Here is a 23031-nt window from a genome sequence, read left to right as displayed (position 1 = left end):
GGGAGCTCCCGAGCAGGCTGCGAAAGCGGAGTGTCAGGCGATGAAGATGCCAGCAATGCCGCCGCCTTCGCAGCCTCGCTGGGGCTCGACAGCTCCCACAGTTGAGCGGCGGTGCTGCTGAAAAGGGCGCCAGTCGCCACACCGCAAATCCAACCGACAAAAGCCGATCCCCTGTGGGAGCTGTCGAGCTTTAGCGAGGCTGCGAAAGCGGAGTGTCAGGCGGCGAAAATGCCAGCAATGCCGCCGCCTTAGCGAGGCAGCGATAGCGGTGTGTCAGGCCATCGAAAAACCACGGCTACGACTTGAACCGCCCCACCAACCCATTCAACTCATCCGACAGGTCCGACAACCGCCCCGAGTCGTCCTGCGCCGAATTGGCCAGGCTTTCCACCAGCCGCGCCTCGTCGTAGATCTGTTGGATATGCCGGTTGATCTCTTCGGCCACGCTGTGTTGTTCCTCGGCGGCGGCGGAGATCTGCAGGTTTTGATCGCGGATCTCGTTGACCGACGTCTGTATGCCTTCAAAGCTGTCGCGCGCGCTCTCGATGGAGGCGACGCTGGCCCGCGACAAGTCCAGGCAACTGCCCATCTTTTGCGTGACTTCCTCGGTCTTGCTGCCAAGGGTGCCGAGCAGTTGCTCGATTTCGCCGGTAGAGTCCGAAGTGCGCTTGGCCAACGCACGGACTTCGTCGGCCACGACGGCAAACCCTCGGCCCTGGTCACCGGCGCGGGCGGCCTCGATGGCGGCGTTGAGCGCCAGGAGGTTGGTCTGTTCGGCAATCGCGCGGATGGTGCCGATGATCTGGTTGATGCTGCGACTGCCAGCCTCCAGTTCGGCCATGGCCTCGGACGACTCGGTCAGGCGGCGCCCCAGGCGGTTGACGTTGTCGGTGGTGACTTCGATCTGCTGCTTGCCCTCGGCCACGCGGCGGTGCCCGTTTTCGGCGGATTCTGCCGCGCCGCTGCAGGAACGTGCCACCTCGTTGGCGGTAGCGACCATTTCGTTGAACGCCGTGGACACCAGCTCCACCGCCTCGCGTTGCCGGCCCGCGGCTTCGTTCATGTTGTGCGCCACTTCGCTGTTGACCTTGGAAGCATTGTGCAAATTGGCCGAGGCCGCGCCGATATGCTGGATCAGCTGACGAATCGCCGCCAGGAACTTGTTGAACCAGCCGGCCAGTTCGGCGGTTTCATCCTTGCCTTGCACCTGCAGTTCGTGGCGCAGGTCACCTTCACCCTCGGCGATAGACTGCAAGCCGGTGCTGACCTGGCCGATGGGCTTGACGATGACGTTGGAAAACGCCGCCGCGATCAGCCCGAAAATCAGCACCAGGACGCCCACGATAATGGCGGTGAGGTAGGTCATGCGTGTGGCTTCGGCCATGACTTCGCGCTGTTCGATCAGCCCGATATAGCGCCAGCCCAGGCCGGGCGAGGTCCATACGTTGGCCATATAGCGCACGCCATCGATTACCACTTCGGTGGAGCCCTGGGGTGTGTCGGCCAGGTGCGCATACGGCGCGCCCAGGTCCTTGAGCGGCTTGAAACCGTGGGCTGCGTCACGCGGGTCAACCAGCACCACGCCGTCTTCGATCAGCATCACGTAGCCGCTTTCTCCCAGCTTGATGCTCTTGACCAGTTCGGTGAGGTTTTTCAGCGAGACGCTGACCACGAACACGCCCTTGGCCTTGCCGTTTTCCAACAGTGCGCGGGCGGTGCCGACCAACGCCACGTCGTCTTTGTCATAGTAATAGGCGGGCGTGCGCACGGTCTTGCCGGGGCTGGCCATTGCCGCCTTGTACCAGGGCCGGGTGCGCGGGTCGTACTTGGCCAGTTGCGGGTCATCCGGCCACTTGGCGTAGGTGCCGTCTTCCAGCCCGATCGACAGGATCGCCGCCGTCGGGTGCGTAGCGCCAAAGCGCGCGAAACGCTCGATCACCGTTTGGGCTTCGGCAGGCATCGGCTGGCTGGCCGCATCGGCGGGCTGATAGTTCTTGAGTGTGTTAATCGACGTGTATACAGGATCGGTGGCCATTTGATCGACGTTCTGCAGCGTGCCGTCGAAGAACTGGCGGATGTTGCCGTCGATCTGGCGGATTTCCCGGGTGCTGCCATCGATAAACTGATCCACCGCCTGGGTGCGTGTGTTCATGACCGAGATCACGGCCACAAGGCTCACCGGGATAAAAGCCACAGAAACAAATGCCAGCACCAGCTTATTTTTTATTTTCATCAAGACGACCATCAGCGTGAAGGGCGGCCAAATCGTCGTGCTCACCAGTAGGCGCTACGGCGATTTGCTATCACTCTGTTTCGGCCCGGCTTCGAGAAACCTTTAGGGTTTTTTGTACACAATACAAATTGCGATTGTTCTGTATCCAATCAGTACACATCACGCAAATAACGTTTCTGCTCGCTCAACTGGCGCCAGTATTCCACGGCGCCTTCAGCGCCAAGCCCGCCGTGGGTTTGCGCGACGTGCCGCAGGGCCTGGTCGACGTCTTTGGCCATATGGCTCGCATCGCCGCAGATATACAGCTTGGCGCCATCCTGTAACCAACCCCAAAGCTGCGCACCCTGTTCGCGGATGCGGTCCTGCACGTAGACCTTCTGCGCCTGGTCGCGGGAGAACGCCAGGCTCAAGTGGGTGAGCAGGCCATCCTGTTGCATGCCCTGCAACTCGTCCTTGTAGTAGAAGTCGCTGGCCGCGTGTTGTTCGCCAAAAAACAGCCAGTTACGCCCCTGATGCCCCAGGGCGCGACGCTCCTGCAAAAACGCACGGAAGGGGGCGATGCCGGTGCCGGGGCCGATCATGATCATCGGCACATCGCCGTCGCTTGGCGTGCGGAAGTGCTTGGACGGCTGCACGAACAGCGGCACTTCGCCGTCGCCGACGCGGTCGGCGAGGAAGGTCGAGGACACGCCTTTGCGCTTGCCGTAACGCACCGCGGCCACGGTGAGGTGCACTTCCCGCGGGAAGGCCTTGGCGCTCGATGCGATGGAATACAAGCGCGGTTGCAGGCGCCTGAGGGTGCCCAGCAGTTCGTCCGCCGAGCACTCGATGGGGTATTGCTGCAATACATCCGCCAATTGCCGGCCCCATAGCCACTCATTCAGTTCGGCCTTGTGCTCGGGGTTGAGCAAATGCTTGAGGCCTGGATCGGCGCTGCGCTCGGCGATGAAGGTCAAGGTGTCGCTGCTGGGGCGGGCGATTTCGAAGTGCTGGGTGAGCGCCTGTTGCAGCGGTACGTCGCCGAAGGTATCGATGTTCACGCAGGTACTGGCATCCAGGCGCGTCAGTTCGAGCAATTCGCTGACCAGCTCGGGGCAGTTGCGTGGCCTGACACCCAGTGCATCACCGGCTTCATAGCTCAGCCCTGAGTCGGCCAGGTCCAGGGCGAACTGGCGGGTTTCCTTGTGCGGGCTTTGCGGGTTCAGGTGACGGTTGAGCAGCAGGCGCGAGCCATACAGCTTGGTTTTACCGGCAGGCGTGGCGGGCATGGCGGGCGCCATGGACTTTACCGGGTTGAGGCTTTGCTGGAACCGCACCAGCCAGGCGTCGGCGGGGGCTTCGAATTCGGTATCGCAGTCGACGCGCTCCAGCAGGCGGGTGGCGCCCAGTTCCAGCAGGCGCTGGTCGAGCCGCTTGCCGTGGTTGCAGAACTGGTCGTAATTCGGATCGCCCAAGGCCAGCACCGCAAAGCGCAGCGACTCCAGGCGTGTCTCGGCGGTGCTGAGGCTGTGCCAGAAACCCTCGCCATTGTCCGGCGGGTCGCCGTCGCCAAAGGTGCTGCTGATCAGCGCCAGGGTGTGGGTGCTCGCCAGTTTGCTTGCGGGAAAATCCGCCATCGCGCTCAACTCTACGCTGATGCCGGCCTCGCGCAGACGCTGGGCAAACCGCTCGGCCAGGGCCTCGGCATTGCCGGTCTGCGACGCCCACAGCAGGGTAACGGCCGGGGAGGGCGTTGCCATGGTTTGCGCACGGCTGAACAAGCCGCCGAGCAAGCCGTCCAGCCACAAGCGTGACTCCCGGGCCAGCGGCGCATTCGCCGGGAGCGTCGGCATGCCGTCGTCCTGACGCGCGGCGCTGGACTGCAGGCCACTGAGAAATCCGGCGAGGTAGGTGCGTTCGCTGTCGCTCAACTGAGGCGGCGGCACATTGCGCAGGCCGGCGATGTCGGCGAAAGCGTCAAGGCGCGACATGGCGAGTTCCTCTGGTAGAGGGGCGGGAAGGTCCAGCAACTGGTGTTCGATCAGTTCAACCCGCGCCAGGGAAACAGCGCAGAACTTGAACCCGGGCTGCAACGAAATCGGGTCGACGGCATCATGCGTCACGGCGTTGATCGCCAGGTGTTCGCCGAACACATCATTCCAATGGAAAGGTGCAAAACAGTTGCCGGGCCGCACCCGGTTGGTGACCACGGCAGGCAGCACGGCGCGGCCACGCTGGGAGCGCACTTCCACGGCGTCCTTGTCCTTGATGCCCAGGCGCGCGGCGTCTTCGGGGTGCAGTTCCACGAACGGGCCGGGGTTGAGTTTATTCAGCGTGGCGACCTTGCCGGTCTTGGTCATCGTGTGCCATTGGTGCTGCACGCGCCCGGTGTTGAGCACGAAGGGGAATGCGTCATCGGGCATCTCCGTCGCCGGCATATGGGGGCGGGCGAAGAACCGGCCTTTGCCGTTTTCGGTGGCGAAGCTGAGGGTGCCGTCCTTTACGTAGCGGATCGGGTTACGGTCCGCTGCGTCGGCGGATGCGCAGGGCCATTGCAGCGGCTTTTCGCGCAGGCGCGGGTAGCTTGCGCCGCGGATGTCGTAGCCGGTCGTGGGGTTCCAGGCGCGTTTGATTTCTTCAAACACCTCGGCTGCGCAGGTGTAGGTGAAGGCCTCGGCAAAGCCCATCTCACACGCGACCCTGGCGATGATCTGCCAGTCGGGCAAGGTCTCGCCGGGGGCGTCGACGGCCTTTTGCATCAGGGTCAGGTTGCGCTCGGAGTTGATCATCACCCCTTCGGCCTCGGCCCATAGCGCGCCGGGCAGCAGAATGTCGGCGTAGCGGTTGGTCTCGGTGTCGAGGAAGGCATCCTGGGCGATCACCAGTTCGGCGGCTTGCAGGCCTTTGATAACGGTCTGGCGGTTGGGCACGCTGGCCACCGGGTTAGTGCAGATGATCCAGCAGGCCTTGATCTGCCCGGCAGCCATCTGCTCGAACATCGCCACGGTACCGTCGCCGGCCTTGCGCGGCAGGCTGTCGTGGGGGATCTGCCACAGGTCCTCGATAAAGGCACGGTCCGCCTCGACCAGCACCGAGCGTTGCCCCGGCAGGCCAGGCCCCATATAACCCATTTCGCGACCGCCCATGGCGTTGGGTTGGCCCGTGAGGGAAAACGGCCCGCTGCCCGGCCGGCAAATGGCGCCGGTGGCCAGGTGCAGGTTGCACAGGGCGTTGGTGTTCCAGGTGCCGTGGGTGCTCTGGTTGAGGCCCATGGTCCAGCAGCTCATCCACTCGGCGGCCTGGCCGATCCAGTCGGCGGCCTGGCGGATATCGGCTTCGGCCAGGCCGGTGATGGCGGCGACCCGCTGGGGCGGGTAGTCTTCCAGAAACGCCGGCATGGCCTCCCAGCCTTCGGTGAAAGCGGCGATAAAGGCCGGGTCGGTATGGCCGTTTTTCACCAGCAGGTGCAACAGGCCGTTGAGCAAGGCCAGGTCGGTGCCCGGTTTTATCGGCAGGAACAGGTTGGCCTTGTCTGCCGTGGCGCTGCGCCGGGGGTCTACCACGATCAGCCTGGCCCCGGCCTTGACCCGGTCCATCATGCGCAGGAACAAAATCGGGTGACAGTCGGCCATGTTGGCGCCGATCACGAAGAACAGGTCGGCGCGGTCGAAATCCTCATAGGACCCCGGCGGGCCGTCGGAGCCCAGGGACAGTTTGTAGCCGCTGCCGGCGCTGGCCATGCACAGGCGCGAGTTGGACTCGATGTTGGAGGTGCGCACGAAGCCCTTGGCCAGCTTGTTGATCAGGTATTGGGATTCCAGCGACATCTGGCCCGACACGTAGAAGGCCAACGCATCCGGCCCGTGCGTGTCGAGGACGTGGCGCAAGCGGCCGGCGGTTTCGCTGATGGCCTTGTCCATGGCGATTCGCACCGGGTCGTGGTCCCGGGCCTGGCGCACATAGGCGTGCTCCATGCGACCGGACTCGGCGATGGCTTGCCCGCAGGTGGTGCCCTTGGTGCACAGGCGGCCGAAGTTGGTGGGGTGGTCCTTGTCGCCGGTCACCTTCACCACTTTATTGTGTTCGACCTGCATGACGATACCGCAGCCCACGCCACAATAGGGACACACGCTACGTACGCTCTGGTTTGCCATCAATCACCTGTGTAAACAAAAAAGGCGCCTTGCAACCCTCCGTTGAACACGGGGATTACACGGCGCCTTTGTCGTGAGAGGCAGTCAGCGTTGACTGCTTGGTTTGCATCTTCCTAGCAAATCACGCGCCAGGTTCGGCCCTGTAGTGAGCGGGCTTGTCGAATCGTCGCACCGCCCGCGCTGGGCTGCGCAGCGGCCCCAAACCAGTCACCCCAATTTCAAATGACACACCGCAGCGGTCCGATTGGGGCGGCTTCGCCCCCCAGCGCGGGGCAAGCCCGCTCACTACATGCACATTTATGAAGCGTGGCGCACCAACGGGAGGCGCAGGAGGAAATGTCTGGCTCCTTCGATTGGCGCCAGAGGCCGTTGCAATGGGCAGTGCCAGTATTTGGCACAGACCCTGCAAGCTCCCCCTCAACCCACTTCGGTCAACGACGATCGACACCTTGGGCAATAGCGGTGGATCCGGCGCAGTCGCCCGGTCCCAACCTGCATAAGAACAGGCAAAGGCGCCTGGAACCGAAAGGTTTCAGGCGTTTTTTTTTGCTTTTTTAAACCGTGATGAGCTTTGTCGGGTGCTTTATATGAACAGTCTCAAAACCCTGATCGTCGTCGGCAATGGCATGGTCGGCCACCACTGTGTGGCGCAACTGATCGAACGCGGTGCGCTGGATCACTACCGCTTGCACGTGTTCAGCGAGGAGCCGATGCGCGCCTATGACCGGGTGCATCTGTCCGAGTATTTCACCGGCCGCGATGCCGAGTCGCTGGCATTGTCCGAAGCCTCGTTGTACCAGACCCCAGGCGTGACCTTGCACTTGGGCGTGCCGGTGCTGGAGATCGACCGCGCCCGCTGCGAGGTGATCACCGCCGAGGGCTGCGTGGCTTATGACAAGCTGGTGCTGGCCACCGGTTCCTATCCCTTTGTGCCGCCCATTGAAGGCGCCGAGGGCGATTCGCGGTTGGTGTATCGCACGCTTGAGGACCTGGACGCGATTCGCAAAGCGGCCGCCAATGCCCGGCGCGGTGTGGTGGTGGGCGGTGGCCTGCTGGGTCTGGAAGCCGCCAACGCGCTGAAGAGCCTGGGCCTTGAAGCGCACGTAGTGGAATTCGCGCCGCGCTTGATGCCGGTGCAACTGGACGACTTCGGCGGCCTGGCGCTCAAGGCGCAGATCGAGCGGCTGGGCGTGGGCGTGCATTTGTCGCGGGCGACCCAGTCGATCAGCGCGGGCGAGCAGTACCGCTACCGCATGAACTTTGCCAATGAGGAATTTCTCGAAACCGACCTGGTCGTGTTCTCCGCCGGTATCCGCGCCCAGGATGCGTTGGCGCGTCAGGCCGGCCTGGACATCGGCCCGCGCGGCGGCGTGGTCATCAATGACGAATGCCTGAGCATCGACCCGAATATTTACGCGATTGGCGAGTGCGCGTCCTGGAACGGCAGCCTGTTCGGCCTCGTCGCGCCGGGCTACCAGATGGCCCGCGGCGTTGCTGCGCTGCTCTGCGAGCAAAGCGCCGAGCCGTTTGTTGGCGCGGACATGTCCACCAAGCTCAAGTTGCTCGGCGTGGACGTAGGCTCCATCGGCGACGCCCATGGCCACACACCGGGCGCGCGCAGCTACCAGTTTATCGACGAAGCCAGCGCCAGCTACCGGCGCCTGGTGGTCGATGCATCAGGCAAGCATGTGATCGGCGCGGTACTGGTGGGCGACAACAGCTACTACGACACGCTGCTGCAGTACATGCAGAACAGCATTGCGCTGCCGCCCGAGCCGGCCAGCCTGATCCTGCCTTCGTCCAGCGGCGCACCGACCCTCGGCCCCGGCGCTTTGCCGGAGTCGGCCACCGTGTGCTCCTGCCACAACGTGACCAAAGGCTCGATTTGCTCAGCGATCGACGGCGGCTGCAGCGACCTCGGCGCGCTCAAGGCCCAGACCAAGGCCTGCACCGGCTGTGGTGGCTGCGCCGGCCTGCTCAAGCAGGTGTTCGAGCATGAGCTGATCGCCCGTGGCGTCAGCGTCGACAAAAGCCTGTGCGAGCACTTCGCCTATACGCGCCAGGAGCTGTATGCCCTGGTGCGCGTGGAAGGGATCATCACCTTCGACGAACTGCTGGCCAAGCACGGCCGTGGGCACACCGGTTGCGATGTGTGCAAGCCGGCGGTCGGCTCGATCCTGGCGTCGTGCTGGAACCAGCCAATCATGGACGCGTCCCTGGTGCCGCTGCAGGACACCAACGATACGTTCATGGCCAACATGCAGAAGAACGGCACCTACTCGGTGGTGCCGCGTATTCCAGGCGGCGAGATCACTGCGGAAAAACTCATCGTGATCGGCGAAGTGGCGAAGAAATACGACCTCTATACCAAGATCACCGGTGGTCAGCGCATCGACCTGTTTGGTGCGCAACTGCACGAACTGCCGGACATTTGGGGCGAGCTGATCGCGGCGGGTTTCGAGACCGGGCACGCCTATGGCAAATCCACGCGCACGGTGAAGTCCTGCGTGGGCAGCACCTGGTGCCGCTACGGCGTGCAGGACAGCGTGAAAATGGCGCTGCTGATCGAGGACCGCTACAAAGGCCTGCGTTCGCCGCACAAGCTCAAGTTTGCGGTATCGGGTTGCACCCGGGAGTGTGCCGAAGCCCAAAGCAAGGACGTGGGCGTAATCGCCACCGAGAAGGGCTGGAACCTCTACATCGCCGGCAACGGCGGCATGCGCCCGCGCCATGCCGAGCTGTTCGCCACCGACCTGGACGACGCCTCGCTGATCCGCTACATCGACCGCTTCCTGATGTTCTACATCCGCACCGCCGACAAGTTGCAGCGCACCTCGGTATGGCGTGAAAGCCTGGAAGGTGGCCTGGATTTCCTCAAGGACGTGATCCTGCACGACAGCCTCGGCCTGGGTGCTGAACTCGAAGCGCAGATGCAGCTGGTGGTCGACCGCTACGAATGCGAATGGGCCAACGCCCTCGCAGACCCGGAAAAACTCAAGCGCTTCCGCACCTTCGTCAACGACAAACGCCCCGACCCGGACATCCACTTCGTCCAGGAGCGTGGCCAGCGCCGGCCGATCATGGCCGCCGAACTCAACCTGATCCCCGTGATCGAGGAGACTGCCTGATGAGCACGCTCAACACTCAACGCAACCTGGCTACCTGGAAAAGCGTGTGCAGCGAGAAGGACCTGGTGAGCAACTCCGGCGTGGTGGTGTGGCTGGATGGCGCGCAAGTTGCGCTGTTCTACCTGCCGGGCGCTCAGAACCAGACGCTGTACGCCATCGACAACCACGACCCGGAGTCAGGGGCGAATGTGATCGGTCGTGGCTTGCTCGGCAGTATCAAGGGCGACTTGGTGGTGGCGGCGCCGATCTACAAGCAGCATTACCGTCTTGAGGACGGCCAATGCCTGGAGGCGCCGGATCAGTACCTGCGGGTGTGGCCGGTGCGGTTGAACGGGGGAGTGGTGGAGATTGGGATGGAGTGATGCTCCATCTACTGGAGTTGCGCCAGCCGCTGAAACCCAAATCCCACCTGCCGCAGCCGATCCCCTGTGGGAGCTGTCGAGCTCTAGCGAGGCTGCGAAAGCGGAGTGTCAGGCACTGAATAAGGCGGTAGTGCCGCCGCCTTCGCAGCCTCGCCGGGGCTCGACAGCTCCCACATTTTCGAGCGGCGGCGCGGCTCGAATTGCGCCAGTCGCCACACCGCAAATCCAACCCATGCAGCCGATCCCCTGTGGGAGTTGTCGAGCTTTAGCGAGGCTGCGAAAGCGGAGTGTCAGGCACTGAATAAGTCAGCAGTGCCGCCACCTTCGCAGCCTCGCCGGGGCTCGAAAGCTCCCACATTGATCCCCAGCGCCGCTCGAATTGCGCCAGCCGCCACACCGCAAATCCCACCTGCCACAGCCGATCCCCTGTGGGAGCTGTCGAGCTTTAGCGAGGCTGCGAAAGCGGAGTGTCAGGCGATGAAGATGCCAGCAATGCCACCGCCTTCGCAGCCTCGCCGGGGTTCGACAGCTCCCACAGTTTGTAGGAGCAATGCAGGCTTAATTAACCGGCATTAGGGATGAGTCCCACGTCCCGATAGCTCTGGATCAGTTCGTCGAACACGCGCAGATCGGCGCGGGTGCGTGCAATCAATTGTGCGCCGGCGATGGCGGTGTAGATCGCCCGGGCGCGGCGCTCGTTGCTTTGCGAATCGCCTGGCGTTATTTCATCGAGCAGGGCCGCGAGCCAGGCCACGTTGGTATCGGCAAACGCCAGGATCTCTTTCTTCACGCCCTCGGGCAAATCCAGGTACTCGGCCGCCATGAAGCTGGACAGGCACAGGCGGTTACCGTCTTCGAGCGATTTGCGAAAAATGTTCGGGTAGGCCCGTAGGCACTGCAGCGGGTCGGGGTTTTCCTCGCGCATGGCCTCAAGGACCCTGGCGGTGTCTTCCCAGTACCGCTTGGCAACGGCTGCGCCGAGCTCGGCTTTGCTGGGGAAATGGTAGTAGATGCTGGCGTTCTTGATCCCCACCGTTTCACCGATGCTGCGGAAGTTGATGCCGTTGTAGCCGTAATGCTGGGCGGCGATTCGGGCGGCTTCCAGGATGGCTTCCCGGGCGTTTTCGCTCACGTGTGGATTCCTCGGTGCGTAGGGAGATGGACGGATTCTACGCTTAAAGCTTTTTACCTGCCAAGTGGTAGGTAGTGCTTGACAGTGCCGATAAAAGCCCACAATCTTTACCTACCACTTGACAGGTAGGCGACCACATCATGACGACGCAATCGCAACATTCCGCTGCTGCCCAACCACCGATGATGAAGATTTATGACTGGTACAACGGCCCCTATCCGGCGCGTGTGCGCATTGCATTGGCCGAGAAAGGCCTGCTGCCCAGGATAGAGCTCGTGTCGGTCAACCTTTGGAACGGCGAGCACAAGCAACCCGCGTTCCTGGCCCTCAACTACTCCGGGACCTTGCCGGTGTTGCAACTGGACGATGGCACGCTCATCGCCGAATGCACGGCGATTACTCAGTACCTGGATGCTCTGGATGGCACTCCGATCCTGACCGGCAGAACGCCGGTCGAGCAAGGCTTGATCCACATGATGACCAAGCGCGCGGATCGAGTTCATGGACGCGGTCAGCGTGTACTTCCATCACGCCACGCCTGGGCTTGGCCCGGAGGTCGAGCTCTATCAAAACGCCGAATGGGGCCTGCGCATGCGCGACAAGGCGGTGCGAGGCATGCGCTACTTCGACGCCGTGCTCAAGTCCCGGCCCTACGTCGCGGGCAATGAGTTTTCCATGGCGGACATCGCCGTGCTGGGCGGCATGATCTTCGCCGCGCTGGTGGAACTGCCGGTACCGGCCGAATGCGAGGCTTTGCAGGCCTGGCTTGCCAGGGTGAACGAACGGGCTAGCGTTCAGGCGTGGCGCGCGATGGTTGCGCAACCGCGTTAGACGCTATGGTATGCAAGGCCGACGTCAGAGGCTAACGAGGTCCCTTGTGGCGAGCGGGCTTGTGCCGCGTTGGGCTGCGTAGCAGCCCCGGTAAGCCGAATACGGTGTATCAGATATTCCGTAGCGGTTGGTTTTGGGGCTGCTTCGCAGCCCAACGCGGGACAAGCCCGCTCGCCACAACAGGCCTGTTGGCTGGCGGGAATCAAGCTGAATGAGCCAGGATTTGGTCAGTCTCGACCACTGCGGCATAGTCCATCGCCAGGTTGCTCAACGACAACGCATGCACATCCTCGGCCGGCCACAAGCGTCCGGATAAATCGCTTTGATCGAACGTGTAGCAGGCGTCTGAAACCACCGTCACCTCAAAACCCAGGTTGCCGCCGGAACGCGCCGTTGCCTCGACTGAGTTGTTGGTAATAACACCGACGATCACCAATTGCCGGATCGAGCGCGCGTGCAGCCAGCGCTCCAGCCCGCTCGCCGCAAAGGCATCCGGAACATTCTTCTCCACCACATGCTCATGCGCGAGTGGTTGCAGCGCGGGCTGAAACTCACAACCGGGCTGGCCCGGCCAGAACACCGAGCCGGGGGCGCGGGATATATGCCGGATATGGACGACAGGGCGGCCGGATTGCCTCCACGCACCGAGCAAGCGCTCTATTTGCACTTCGGCATCCGGGTTGTTGCGACGCCCCAGTTTCGGCTGGTTCATGCCTTGCTGCATGTCGATGATCAGCAGTGCTGCGTTGGTGGCTGGCGGTTGCATGGCACGTCCCGTTGCGTGTGAGGCTCGAAACATAACACTCAAATTAGATCGCTGGGCAAGATCATCACGACAGGCACCTCGCGGCGCCAAACGTGCGGGCGTTCGTTGAGTTCATGTGTGCTCGATACCCCGACTAGTCGCTGGTTCTGACGGGTCAGGTTCTTCATAATTGCGTGCGTGATAAAAACCCGGCGCCGCACAGCCAGCATGATTCGCAACGGCTGTGCCCCAAGCCGCCTTGTACCAACCGGTTGAGCCTCACCAAGGAGACGTCCATGACGGACCATGAATTCGAAGCATTTTTGGCGCAGGTGATGGATGAGCTGTCACTCAAGCAAACGGAGTTGAGCCGCACTTATGGGTTGGGTGAAATGGCCCGCTGGTGGTTCGAACAGGCCACCGGGGTGGTCCAGTTCCTCGACAGCCACGACAGGCTGGCCGTCGTGGCAGAAGTGGTGAGCGTCGGCAGTTTTTCGCCCAGGTCCAACACCTGGAAATGGGCCTGGAGTAACCCTAGCGTTGAACCGGCCTTGCGTGACGCCGCGCTGCCACTCAAACAGCTCCAGGCCATTACCGGGCGTGAAATTTTTGGAAGCGATGAGGCCTTTGCGGTTCACGACGAAGGCATGGCCTGGGAACTGACCGCCGCAGCCGTTCATCACCTCCAGGCGCAAGGCTGCTACCGGGCGCCGTCCGGTCCCGAGGGGCCTACTACGTTTCTGGCGATCAGAACTATCAGGACGGTTCAATGAGCCAGGCGATTGTGAAGGGGAAGGGTATGCGCGGGCGTATTTGAAAATTGCCGGGGTTTGGGAAGACCCTATTTTGAGAACGTTGATCAACCCTGGTGAAAACGGCTGATTGGAGTTGAACACCGGTTGTGTGGGTGTCTCATCCCGTGCCTGCCTGTGGACGATTTACGGGTTAGAACGCGGCCATATGTGGGAGCTGGCTTGCCTGCGATGTAGACGCTGCGGTGTATCAGGCTTACCGAGTTGATGCCATCGCAGGCAGGTCAGCTCCCACAGAAAAGCGCGCTTCGTGGAAAAAACCGGCGCCCGTCGCCCATGACGACGGGCGCCGGAAGGCTGCTGGTCAGCGGTTGAACCGCTCAACCAACGCATATTGGGTGGCCGCGGTATTGGTCAGCTCCTTGCTCAGGTCCGTGGATTGATGCGCTTGTATCGAGGTCTGGTCGGCCAGTTCGGCGATGGTGGTGATGTTGCGGCTGATCTCTTCGGCGACGGCGCTCTGTTCCTCGGTGGCGGCGGCGATCTGGGTGGTCATGTCGGTGATGTGCGACACGGCCTCGCTGATGCCCACCAGCGCCTGATCGGCTTCCAGTACCCAGGCCACGCCTTCCTGGGCCTGGCGCTGGCCGTTTTGCATGCTGTGCACGGCGTTGTTGGACGACGTTTGCAGCTGCGTGATCAGCGCGTGGATCTGCGTGGTGGATTGCGAGGTGCGCTGGGCCAGTTGGCGCACTTCATCGGCCACCACCGCAAAGCCCCGGCCTTGTTCGCCGGCACGCGCGGCTTCAATCGCGGCGTTGAGGGCCAGCAGGTTGGTCTGGTCGGCAATGCCCTTGATCACATCCACCACGCTGCCGATTTCGTCGCTGTCCTTGGCCAATTGCGCCACGGTGGCGCCGGTCTCGCCCACCACGGCGGACAGGCGTTCGATGGCTTCGCGGGTATCGCGCGCCACTTCACGGCCACGGCTGGTCAGCACGTTGGCTTGCTGGGTGGCATCGGCGGTGCGCTGTACGTGGCTGGAGACTTCCTGGGTGGTGGCGGCCATCTGGTTGACGGCGGCCGAGACTTGTTCGGTTTCGACGCGCTGGCGGTCCAGGCCCTTGGAACTGGCGGTGGCGAGCTTGTCGGATTGGCCGGCCAGGGCGCTGAGTTGTTCGGCACTGTCCTGCAAGCGGGTGAGGCAGGTTTTCAGGCGCGAGGTCTGGCTGAGAAATGCGGTTTCCAAGCGTCCCTGGGGGCCGCGGGTGTCGCTGTACATTTGCGCGATCAACGCATCCGACGTTGACGGCTCGACACCCTGCAACAACCGCAAGGTACTGCCTTGACGCCAGTGTGAGCAGAGCAGACCCACCGGCAGCGCCACCGCGACGGCCACGGCAATGGCCACCGGTGCACTGAGGAACAGCCCGGCGAGGCTGCCGGCCAGCCCGGTTGCCGCATACGGCACGCAGCTCATGACGGCCGGCAGCCAGGCATCCTGGCGCGGCACGCCCGGCTTTCCCTGGCTGATGCGGCGGTACAGTGCCTGGGCACGGCGAACTTCGTCGGCGCTGGGCTTGACCCGCACTGACTCAAAGCCCACCACGCTGCTGCCTTCGTAGATCGGCGTGACGTAGGCGTTGACCCAATAATGGTCGCCGTTTTTCGAACGGTTCTTGACGATGCCCATCCACGGCAGCCCCTGCTTGAGCGCACTCCACATGTGCGCAAACACCGCCGGCGGCACATCGGGATGGCGCACGATATTCTGCGGCGCTCCGATCAGGTCATCACGTTCAAAACCGCTGATATCGACAAAGGCGTCGTTGCAGTAAGTGATGTTGCCCCGCACATCCGTGGCGGAAATGAGTTTTTGCTGAGGCGCGAGGGAAATCTCGCGCTGTGTTACCGGCTGGTTGTTGCGCATTCGGCTGCTCCCTGAATTACCTGAAGGTCATCGGCACCATTTGGGATAAGTTGATGACTGATTGTCGGACGGTATTCAGGAAGCGACGCAAGGGCTCAAGGCAGCGAAGCAATCTCATCCAAGTGCTGCAACAGATCCAGCGGATCTTCATAGACGCGCAGGGCGCCGGCACGCTCAAGCTCACCAATGTCATAGCCGCCGGACAACAGGCCAATGCCGGTGGCTTTTGCACGACGCGCGGCGAGCATGTCCCAGACCGCATCGCCGATCACCAGGCATTCATCGATCGGCACCCGCATGTGCTCGGCGGCGGCGAGGAACAGGTCCGGGTCGGGCTTGCCGTACTTCACGTCGTCACGGGTAATGATGTTGACCTGCTCGATGTCCAGTTGCAGCGCCTTGAGGTTGATCTTGGCGGTATCGACACCGCCGCTGGTCGCAATGCACCAGTTGAGGCCGGCCTCGCTGAGGGTCTCGAGCAACTGCAGCGCACCGGGCAGTGCAATGATCTGGCCCTGCAAGCGTGCGTAGGCCTCGGCATGCAGGTCTTCAAGACGCCGGGCTTGCTGTTCGCTGATGTCCAGCCCGGTTTCACGGGACAGCGACTTCAACATCAGCCCGCCGCTCATGCCGATCCTGCGGTGAACGCGCCACATCGCCAAGGGGATGCGCTCGGCGTCCAGCGCTTCTTTCCAGGCGGCGACGTTTTGATAGACGCTGTCGGTCAAGGTGCCGTCGAGGTCGAAGATAAATGAAGTTTGCGGTCGCATGGGGCTGTTCTCCAATCAAAACGGGGTGATGGGATATCAGCTTGAGTGACATCACGTGGCTTGGAGTGCCCTGGAGTTTGGGGGTTCGATTTTTCGCACGGCGGCCCGCATAGCGCAAAAGCCTGAACTTTGCGCGCAAACCCCTCATAATGGCGGCCATTTTTGTCTACCCGTTATTCTGGTGTGCCCCCATGGAAATCAAGGTCAACTTTCTCGACAACCTCCGGCTCGAAGCCAAGTTCGATGACTTCACGGTGATTGCCGACCAGCCGATCCGCTACAAAGGCGATGGCTCGGCACCGGGGCCCTTCGATTACTTCCTGGCGTCGTCGGCGTTGTGTGCGGCGTACTTCGTCAAGCTCTACTGCAGCACGCGCAACATTCCCACGGACAATATCCGCCTGTCGCAGAACAACATCGTCGACCCGGAAAACCGTTACAACCAGATCTTCAAGATCCAGGTGGAATTGCCAGCGGATATCAGCGACAAGGACCGCCAGGGCATCCTGCGCTCCATCGACCGTTGCACCGTGAAGAAAGTGGTGCAGGCCGGGCCTGAGTTCGTGATCGAAGAGGTCGACAACCTCGACGCCGACGCCCAGGCGCTGTTGATGCCGGCCGCTGCCGGGGCGACGCCTACCTACATCGCCGGCAAGGACCTGCCGCTGGAACAGACCATTGCCAACATGTCGGCGATCCTGGCCGGCCTGGGCATGAAGATCGAAATTGCCTCGTGGCGCAACATCGTGCCCAACGTGTGGTCGCTGCATATCCGCGACGCGCATTCACCGATGTGCTTCACCAACGGCAAGGGCGCGACCAAGGAGGGCGCCTTGGCGTCGGCACTGGGCGAGTTTATCGAGCGGCTCAACTGCAACTTCTTTTACAACGATCAGTTCTGGGGTGAGGAATTGGCCAATGCGCCGTTCGTGCATTACCCGGACGAGCGCTGGTTCCAGCCAGGCCCCGATGACGAACTGCCCAGCGAAATCCTCGATGCGTACTGCCTGAAGATCTACAACCGCGACGGTGAATTGCGCGGCTCGCACCTGTTCGACACCAATTCCGGCAACGAAGCGCGCGGTATCGTCTCGCTGCCGTTCGTGCGCCAATCGGACGGCCAGGTGGTGTACTTCCCATCCAACCTGATCGAAAACCTCTACCTCAGCAATGGCATGAGCGCGGGCAACACGTTGGCCGAAGCCCAGGTGCAGTGCCTGTCGGAGATCTTCGAGCGCGCGGTGAAGCGCGAAATCATCGAAGGTGAGTTTGCCTTGCCGGACGTGCCGGCCGAGGTACTGGCCAAATACCCGGGGATTCTCGCCGGGATCCAGGGCCTGGAAGCCCAGGGCTTCCCGGTGCTGGTCAAGGATGCGTCCCTGGGCGGTGAGTTCCCGGTGATGTGCGTGACCCTGATGAACCCGCGCACCGGCGGCGTGTTCGCCTCCTTCGGCGCGCACCCAAGCCTGGAAGTGGCGCTGGAGCGCAGCCTTACCGAACTGTTGCAAGGTCGCAGTTTCGAAGGCTTGAACGACCTGCCGCAGCCAACCTTCGAAGGCCAGGCGGTGACCGAGCCTAACAACTTCGTCGAGCACTTCATCGACTCCAGCGGGGTGGTGTCGTGGCGCTTCTTCAGTGCCCAGTCGGACTATGAGTTCGTCGAGTGGGATTTTTCGGGCGAAGGCGAAGGCGCCAATGCCCAGGAGGCCGCCACCCTGTTCGGCATTCTCGAAGGCATGGGTAAAGAGTCCTACATGGCCGTGTATGAACACCTGGGCGCGACTGCGTGTCGGATTCTGGTGCCGGACTACTCGGAAATCTACCCGGTGGATGACCTGATCTGGGACAACACCAACAAGGCGCTGTTTTTCCGCGCGGACATCCTCAACCTGCACAGCCTGGATGACGCCGAGTTGCACGCGCTGGTCGAGCGCCTGATCGAAAGCGAGCTGGACGACTACACCGACATCACCACCTTGATCGGCATCGAGTTCGACGACAACACCGTCTGGGGCCAGCTCACCATCCTGGAGTTGAAGCTGCTGATCTTCCTGGCCTTGAAGCAATACGAAGAGGCCAAGGAATGCGTGGAAATGTTCTTGCAGTACAACGACAACACCGCCGACCGCGGCCTGTTCTACCAGGCGATGAATGCGGTGCTGGAGATGGAACTGGACGACGACCTGGACCTGGCGGATTACGAAACCAACTTCCGCCGCATGTTTGGCAACGAGCGCATGGACGCGGTGATTGGTTCGGTCAACGGCAGCGTGCGTTTTTATGGCTTGACGCCGACCAGCATGAAGCTGGAAGGGCTGGAGCGGCATCAGCGCTTGATCGAGAGCTACAAGAAGCTGCATGCGGCGCGCGCCAACCTGGCTTCAAGCTGACGCAAATCCCCTGTGGGAGCGGGCTTGCTCGCGAATGCTGAGTGTCAGTCGACAGATTAATCGACTGATCCACCGCATTCGCGAGCAAGTCGAATCGTCGCACCGCCGCTCCCACATTTGGATCTCTGCTGTCTGCGCTGTTTATATATGGGCCAAGGCCTGGGCCAGGTCGGCACGCAGATCTTCCACATCCTCAACCCCCACCGACAGCCGCACCAACCCATCCCCAATCCCCAACTGCGCCCGCGTGGCTGCCGGGATGCTTGCGTGGGTCATGATCGCCGGGTGTTCGATCAGGCTTTCCACGCCGCCGAGGCTTTCGGCCAGGGCGAAGAGCTTGACGTTTTCCAGAAAGCGCCTCGCGCCGGCCAGATCGCTGTTCAGGTCGATGGAAATCATCCCGCCAAACCCGTGCATCTGCCTGAGTGCCAGTTCGTGCTGCGGGTGTGTTGCCAACCCTGGGTAGTAAACCCGCGCCACTTGCGGTTGCTGTTCCAGCCAGGTGGCCAGTTGCAGGGCGTTGCTGCAATGGCGCTCCATGCGCAGCGCCAAGGTTTTCACGCCGCGCAGGGTCAGGAAGGCGTCGAAGGGGCCGGCGATGGCGCCGACCGAGTTCTGCAGGAAACCCAGGCGTTCCGCCAGCGCGGGGTTGTCGCCGACGATGGCGATGCCGCCGATCACATCGGAGTGGCCATTGAGGTATTTGGTGGTGGAGTGCACCACCACGTCAAAGCCCAGCTCCAACGGGCGCTGGACCCAGGGGCTGGCGAAGGTGTTGTCGGCGACGCAGAGGATGCCGCGGTCGCGGCAGATGCGCGCGATGGCGCTGAGGTCGGTGAGGCTCAACAGCGGGTTGCTTGGGGTCTCGACCCAGACCATGCGGGTGTCGTCCTGCACGCTGGCTTCAAACGCCGACGGATCACTCAGGTCGACATAGCTGAAGCGGTGCCCGGCGCTGCGTTGGCGCACCTTGTCGAACAGGCGGAAGGTGCCGCCGTACAAGTCATTGCCGGACACCACGTGGGCGCCGGCGTCGAGCAATTCCAGCACCGTCGAAATCGCCGCCAGCCCGGAGGCAAACGCGAACGCCTGGCTGCCGCCTTCCAGGTCCGCCACGCAGCGCTCCAGGGCAAAGCGCGTCGGGTTGTGGGAACGCCCGTAGTCGAACCCCTTGTGTACACCGGGGCTGTCTTGCAGGTAGGTGGAGTTGGCGTAGATCGGCGGCATCAGCGCGCCCGTGGTCGGGTCGGGAGATTGCCCGGCGTGGATCACACGGGTGGCAAACGCGCTTTTATCGGTCTGGCTCATGCAAGGGACCTCCGTAGATGGTTGAGCAGGTCGACGCGGGTGATCAGGCCGTGGAAGCCCGTGGCGTCGGCAATAATGGCGACCAGGCCGCGATCCAGCTCTGCCTGCAATTCGCCAAGGCTGGCGCCGGGGGGCAGGGTTCGCAGGGAGTCGGTCATGGCGCTGGCGACGATCATTTTGAAATGCGCGGCGTCTTGATGCAGGCCCAGCAGGATGTCGGATTCATCGATCACGCCGACCAGTTCGCGGCCGTCCACCAGCACCGGCAGTTGTGAAACATCCGCCAGGCGCATGCGCTGGAACGCGGTGAGCAAGGTGTCGTCAGGGCTTACGCTGATCACGCGGCCGTCTTCGAAGCGCCGCGCGATAAGGTCGCGCAGGTCGCCGTAGTGCTTGTATTGCAGCAGGCCCGCGTCGTTCATCCATTGGTCGTTGTACACCTTCGACAGGTAGCGCGTTCCGGTGTCGCAGACAAAGGTGACCACGCGCTTGGGCGCGGTCTGTTCGCGGCAATAGCGCAGGGCGGCGGCCAGCAGGGTACCGGTGGATGAACCGCCCAGAATGCCCTCGGCCTTGAGCAACTGGCGGGCGTGATCGAAGCTTTCCTCATCGCTGATGGAATAGGCGTGACGCACGCTGGACAAGTCGGCAATCGACGGGATGAAGTCCTCGCCGATGCCTTCCACCGCCCACGAGCCGGGCGTTTCCAAGCGGCCGCTGCGGCTGTACTCCGCCATCACCGAGCCGACGGGATCGGCGAGCACCATGGCCAGCTCGGGCTGCACGCGCTTGAAAAAACGGCTCAGGCCCGTGAGCGTACCGGCCGAGCCGACACCCACCACGATCGCGTCCAGGTCGTGCTGGGTTTGCGCCCAGATTTCCGGCGCGGTGCTGGTCTCATGGGCCAGCGGGTTGGCCGGGTTGTTGAATTGGTCGGCAAAGAAAGAATCGGGAATATCCTTGGCCAGGCGCGCGGCGACATCCTGGTAATACTCGGGGTGGCCCTTGCCTACGTCCGAGCGGGTGATATGCACCTCGGCACCCATGGCCTTGAGGTGCAACACCTTTTCGGTGGACATTTTGTCGGGCACCACCAAAACGACGCGGTAGCCCTTGGCTCGGCCGACCAGCGCCAGGCCCAGGCCCGTGTTGCCGGCGGTGGCTTCGATAATGGTGCCGCCGGGGCGCAGGCGGCCGTCGCGTTCGGCGGCGTCGATCATGGCCAGGCCGATGCGGTCCTTGATGGAACCACCGGGGTTTTGCGATTCAAGCTTGAGAAACAGCGTGCAGGGGCCGGTATCGAACCGGCTGACCCGAACCAGCGGTGTGTTGCCGATCAGTTCGAGGACGGCGGGGCGGGGAAGGCTGGGCATGTCGTCACCTGAATACGGATGGGATGGACAGCGAAAGGCAAAACATGAGATCGACGATAGGCCGGGATCGGGCAGGTCGCAACCGGAGGGTCCTATGGTTGTCTGTATTTGGCGCATCAAGCGGCCAAGCGCGGTGTAGCTGAGGTTACATTCAGTAATAAACCATTCTCCGACAAAACCCAGGGTTTATTGCCCTGCGCTGTCAGGGGCGACGGACGGTCCTACAGGCAGCCAGATCAGTGGCGACACAGGGGAACCAATAAGGAGTTTTCCCCATGTTACTGCGTAAACTTGACCTGGCGCCCCGATCCGCGCTCTGCTTTGGCTTCTTCTGCGTGCTGATCATCGCGCTGGGCGGTATCGCACTCCTGCAAGCTGCCAGTCTGAACGCTTCCGAAAAGTTCGTAGAAACCAACGTCGTGCCCAGCATCTCCCTGCTGGGCCAGATCGATCGAGAGTTCGTCAGCATCAGGGGCAGCAACTCACGCTTGCGTAACCCTATCGAGCCGGCGGACCGCAAGGCGCAGTCGCTTGAAGACGTCAGAAAGTCCAGGGCCAATCTGCAGGCGCTGCTGTCCGAACTGCAGACGCTCATCGTGACGCCCATGGGCAAGCAGAATTTCGCCGAGCTGACACAAACCTATGGCAGTTATCAGCAGGTACAGGATCAGTACCTGGCGCTTATCGCTTCCGGCAAGCTGGAGGAGGCGGTCAAATTATCGAGCGAGGCGATGAAGCAGTCGGCCGATGCCGTAGAAAACGACATCAGAAAGTTGATCGAGCTGAATAACAACAAGGCCAAGAAAGCAGGCGAAGACGCCACGCACACCTATAACCAGGCGAAGCTCACGGTCGGTGGGTTTATCCTGGTCAGTACGTTGATGGCCATTGTGCTGGCATTGATGTACACCCGCAGCATCACTCAGCCCTTGGGCCGGTCGCTGGCGATCGCCGAGCGCATCGCTGAAAACGACCTCAGCGAAACCATCGACGTGCAGGGGCATGACGAAGTCGCCAGGCTCATGCAGGCCTTGAAAGCCATGCAACAGGGCCTGCGCAACACCCTGTCGCTGATCTCCGATTCGTCCAACCAACTGGCTTCGACTTCCGAGCAGATGCACGCGGTGACCGAGGACGCCAACAAAGGCATACAGCGCCAGAACAACGAAGTCGAAATGGCAGCTACCGCCGTCACCGAGATGAGCGCAGCGGTCGAAGAAGTCGCCAGGAATGCCTCGGCGGCCTCCGAAGCCGCCAATCGCTCAAACAGCGCGGCACTGGCAGGGCGCGCACGGGTGGACGAGACCGTGGCCGCCATCAGCCTGATGGTCGCCAATGTGGAAAACGCTTCCCAGGAAGTGCAGGGGCTGGCGGTCATGGCCACCGACATCAGCAAAGTGCTGGACGTGATCCGCGCCATTGCCGAACAGACCAACCTGCTCGCGCTGAACGCCGCCATCGAAGCCGCCCGCGCAGGCGAGGCGGGCCGAGGGTTCGCCGTGGTGGCCGATGAGGTACGGGCCTTGGCGCATCGTACGCAGCAGTCGACCAGCGAAATCGAACAAATGATCAGCTCGATTCAAAAAGGCACGGGCGCTGCCGTTTCGGCAATGACCAGCACCAACACCCAAGCCCAGAAAACCCTGGACACCGCTCAGGGTGCGGGCACGGCACTGGTGGATATCACCGAGTCCATCGACAACATCACCGAGCGCAACGTGCTGATTGCGACCGCCTCGGAAGAGCAGGCTCAGGTCGCCAGGGAGGTTGACCGCAGCCTGGTGAGCATTCGCGATCTGTCCAACCAGACCTCCGAAGGCGCGAGCCAGACTGCGATCGCCACGTCTGAGCTGACCAACCTGGCCGTTGAGCTGAATCGGATGGTCAAGCAGTTCCGCATGTAAGCGTGACCCAGGCTTTACCGTGAGGGATGCGCAGCGGCGC

14 protein-coding genes and 2 pseudogenes are annotated in these 23031 nt (G+C 62.4%); 8 read left to right on the top strand and 8 right to left on the bottom strand.

Going from position 1 to position 23031, the window contains the following annotated elements; genetic code table 11:
- Positions 1–295: 295 nt before the first annotated feature.
- The gene (locus tag H0Z09_RS06885; protein WP_186688822.1) at positions 296–2233 is read right to left on the bottom strand and encodes a methyl-accepting chemotaxis protein; all 1938 of its coding nucleotides are present in this window, start codon (positions 2231–2233) and stop codon (positions 296–298) included.
- Between H0Z09_RS06885 and H0Z09_RS06880 the strand changes: the two genes are divergently transcribed.
- Positions 2151–2339, top strand: coding sequence for a hypothetical protein (locus tag H0Z09_RS06880; RefSeq protein ID WP_162279226.1), 189 nt, complete (start codon positions 2151–2153; stop codon positions 2337–2339). The two genes, H0Z09_RS06885 and H0Z09_RS06880, sit on opposite strands and share 83 nt — an antisense overlap.
- A 43-nt stretch (positions 2340–2382) precedes the next feature.
- On the opposite strand, the gene H0Z09_RS06875 is transcribed toward H0Z09_RS06880, so the two are convergent.
- Complete coding sequence (locus tag H0Z09_RS06875; protein ID WP_186688820.1) at positions 2383–6366, bottom strand: bifunctional nitrate reductase/sulfite reductase flavoprotein subunit alpha; 3984 nt, start codon at positions 6364–6366, stop codon at positions 2383–2385.
- 587 nt (positions 6367–6953) lie between these two features.
- On the opposite strand from H0Z09_RS06875, the gene nirB reads away from it, so the two are divergent.
- The gene (nirB, locus tag H0Z09_RS06870) at positions 6954–9494 is read left to right on the top strand and encodes a nitrite reductase large subunit NirB (RefSeq protein ID WP_186688816.1); all 2541 of its coding nucleotides are present in this window, start codon (positions 6954–6956) and stop codon (positions 9492–9494) included.
- Complete coding sequence (gene nirD / locus H0Z09_RS06865) at positions 9494–9856, top strand: nitrite reductase small subunit NirD (RefSeq protein WP_186688813.1); 363 nt, start codon at positions 9494–9496, stop codon at positions 9854–9856. The genes nirB and nirD overlap by 1 nt, the downstream gene beginning before the upstream one ends.
- A gap of 562 nt (positions 9857–10418) precedes the next feature.
- Here the strand turns inward: nirD and H0Z09_RS06860 are convergent.
- On the bottom strand, positions 10419–10988 hold the full coding sequence (locus tag H0Z09_RS06860; RefSeq protein ID WP_186688810.1) for a TetR family transcriptional regulator: 570 nt from the start codon (positions 10986–10988) through the stop codon (positions 10419–10421).
- 185 nt (positions 10989–11173) lie between these two features.
- Between H0Z09_RS06860 and H0Z09_RS06855 the strand changes: the two are divergent.
- Positions 11174–11819: pseudogene (locus tag H0Z09_RS06855) on the top strand (glutathione S-transferase).
- 202 nt (positions 11820–12021) lie between these two features.
- Here H0Z09_RS06855 and H0Z09_RS06850 read toward each other — a convergent pair.
- Entirely contained in the window at positions 12022–12585 is a 564-nt protein-coding gene (locus H0Z09_RS06850; protein WP_186688807.1) for a cysteine hydrolase family protein, read from the bottom strand.
- Positions 12586–12860: 275 nt separating this feature from the next.
- On the opposite strand from H0Z09_RS06850, the gene H0Z09_RS06845 reads away from it, so the two are divergent.
- Complete coding sequence (locus tag H0Z09_RS06845; protein WP_186688804.1) at positions 12861–13337, top strand: DUF6882 domain-containing protein; 477 nt, start codon at positions 12861–12863, stop codon at positions 13335–13337.
- Positions 13338–13350: 13 nt separating this feature from the next.
- Positions 13351–13446: pseudogene (locus H0Z09_RS06840) on the top strand (30S ribosomal protein S5 alanine N-acetyltransferase); the annotation flags it as partial.
- A gap of 234 nt (positions 13447–13680) precedes the next feature.
- On the opposite strand, the gene H0Z09_RS06835 reads toward H0Z09_RS06840, so the two are convergent.
- Both H0Z09_RS06835 and H0Z09_RS06830 read right to left on the bottom strand, forming a co-directional pair.
- Entirely contained in the window at positions 13681–15246 is a 1566-nt protein-coding gene (locus tag H0Z09_RS06835; RefSeq protein ID WP_186688800.1) for a PAS domain-containing methyl-accepting chemotaxis protein, read from the bottom strand.
- Between the two features lie 95 nt (positions 15247–15341).
- Positions 15342–16016 carry an HAD family hydrolase gene (locus H0Z09_RS06830; RefSeq protein WP_186688790.1) on the bottom strand — a complete coding sequence of 225 codons (675 nt, stop codon included), beginning with the start codon at positions 16014–16016 and terminating at the stop codon, positions 15342–15344.
- 191 nt (positions 16017–16207) lie between these two features.
- Here H0Z09_RS06830 and H0Z09_RS06825 point away from each other — a divergent pair, with 191 nt between their 5' ends.
- Complete coding sequence (locus H0Z09_RS06825) at positions 16208–18406, top strand: OsmC domain/YcaO domain-containing protein (protein ID WP_186688788.1); 2199 nt, start codon at positions 16208–16210, stop codon at positions 18404–18406.
- 141 nt (positions 18407–18547) lie between these two features.
- Here the strand turns inward: H0Z09_RS06825 and H0Z09_RS06820 are convergent, their stop codons facing one another.
- A complete protein-coding gene (locus H0Z09_RS06820; protein WP_186688785.1) occupies positions 18548–19714 on the bottom strand; it encodes a cystathionine gamma-synthase in 1167 nt (388 codons plus the stop codon).
- Positions 19711–21087, bottom strand: coding sequence for a cystathionine beta-synthase (locus H0Z09_RS06815; RefSeq protein WP_186688782.1), 1377 nt, complete (start codon positions 21085–21087; stop codon positions 19711–19713). The genes H0Z09_RS06820 and H0Z09_RS06815 overlap by 4 nt, the downstream gene beginning before the upstream one ends.
- 275 nt (positions 21088–21362) lie before the next feature.
- Between H0Z09_RS06815 and H0Z09_RS06810 the strand changes: the two genes are divergently transcribed.
- Positions 21363–22991: a methyl-accepting chemotaxis protein gene (locus H0Z09_RS06810; RefSeq protein WP_186688779.1), complete on the top strand. Its 1629-nt coding sequence runs from the start codon at positions 21363–21365 to the stop codon at positions 22989–22991.
- Positions 22992–23031: the final 40 nt, after the last annotated feature.

It is taken from the genome of Pseudomonas sp. SWRI18, from assembly GCF_014268345.1.
GTDB lineage: Bacteria > Pseudomonadota > Gammaproteobacteria > Pseudomonadales > Pseudomonadaceae > Aquipseudomonas > Aquipseudomonas cedrina.
Note: the sequence above shows the minus strand (reverse complement) of the source record. Positions and strands in the feature narration are given on the sequence as shown.

Bases quoted from the DNA above. Each gene is read 5' to 3' on its own strand.
- H0Z09_RS06880 (WP_162279226.1), top strand. From the start codon at position 2,151: ATGACCGAGATCACGGCCACAAGGCTCACCGGGATAAAAGCCACAGAA.
- H0Z09_RS06885 (WP_186688822.1), bottom strand. From the start codon at position 2,233: ATGAAAATAAAAAATAAGCTGGTGCTGGCATTTGTTTCTGTGGCTTTT.
- H0Z09_RS06875 (WP_186688820.1), bottom strand. From the start codon at position 6,366: ATGGCAAACCAGAGCGTACGTAGCGTGTGTCCCTATTGTGGCGTGGGC.
- nirB (WP_186688816.1), top strand. From the start codon at position 6,954: ATGAACAGTCTCAAAACCCTGATCGTCGTCGGCAATGGCATGGTCGGC.
- nirD (WP_186688813.1), top strand. From the start codon at position 9,494: ATGAGCACGCTCAACACTCAACGCAACCTGGCTACCTGGAAAAGCGTG.
- H0Z09_RS06850 (WP_186688807.1), bottom strand. From the start codon at position 12,585: ATGCAACCGCCAGCCACCAACGCAGCACTGCTGATCATCGACATGCAG.
- H0Z09_RS06845 (WP_186688804.1), top strand. From the start codon at position 12,861: ATGACGGACCATGAATTCGAAGCATTTTTGGCGCAGGTGATGGATGAG.
- H0Z09_RS06835 (WP_186688800.1), bottom strand. From the start codon at position 15,246: ATGCGCAACAACCAGCCGGTAACACAGCGCGAGATTTCCCTCGCGCCT.
- H0Z09_RS06830 (WP_186688790.1), bottom strand. From the start codon at position 16,016: ATGCGACCGCAAACTTCATTTATCTTCGACCTCGACGGCACCTTGACC.
- H0Z09_RS06825 (WP_186688788.1), top strand. From the start codon at position 16,208: ATGGAAATCAAGGTCAACTTTCTCGACAACCTCCGGCTCGAAGCCAAG.
- H0Z09_RS06820 (WP_186688785.1), bottom strand. From the start codon at position 19,714: ATGAGCCAGACCGATAAAAGCGCGTTTGCCACCCGTGTGATCCACGCC.
- H0Z09_RS06815 (WP_186688782.1), bottom strand. From the start codon at position 21,087: ATGCCCAGCCTTCCCCGCCCCGCCGTCCTCGAACTGATCGGCAACACA.
- H0Z09_RS06810 (WP_186688779.1), top strand. From the start codon at position 21,363: ATGTTACTGCGTAAACTTGACCTGGCGCCCCGATCCGCGCTCTGCTTT.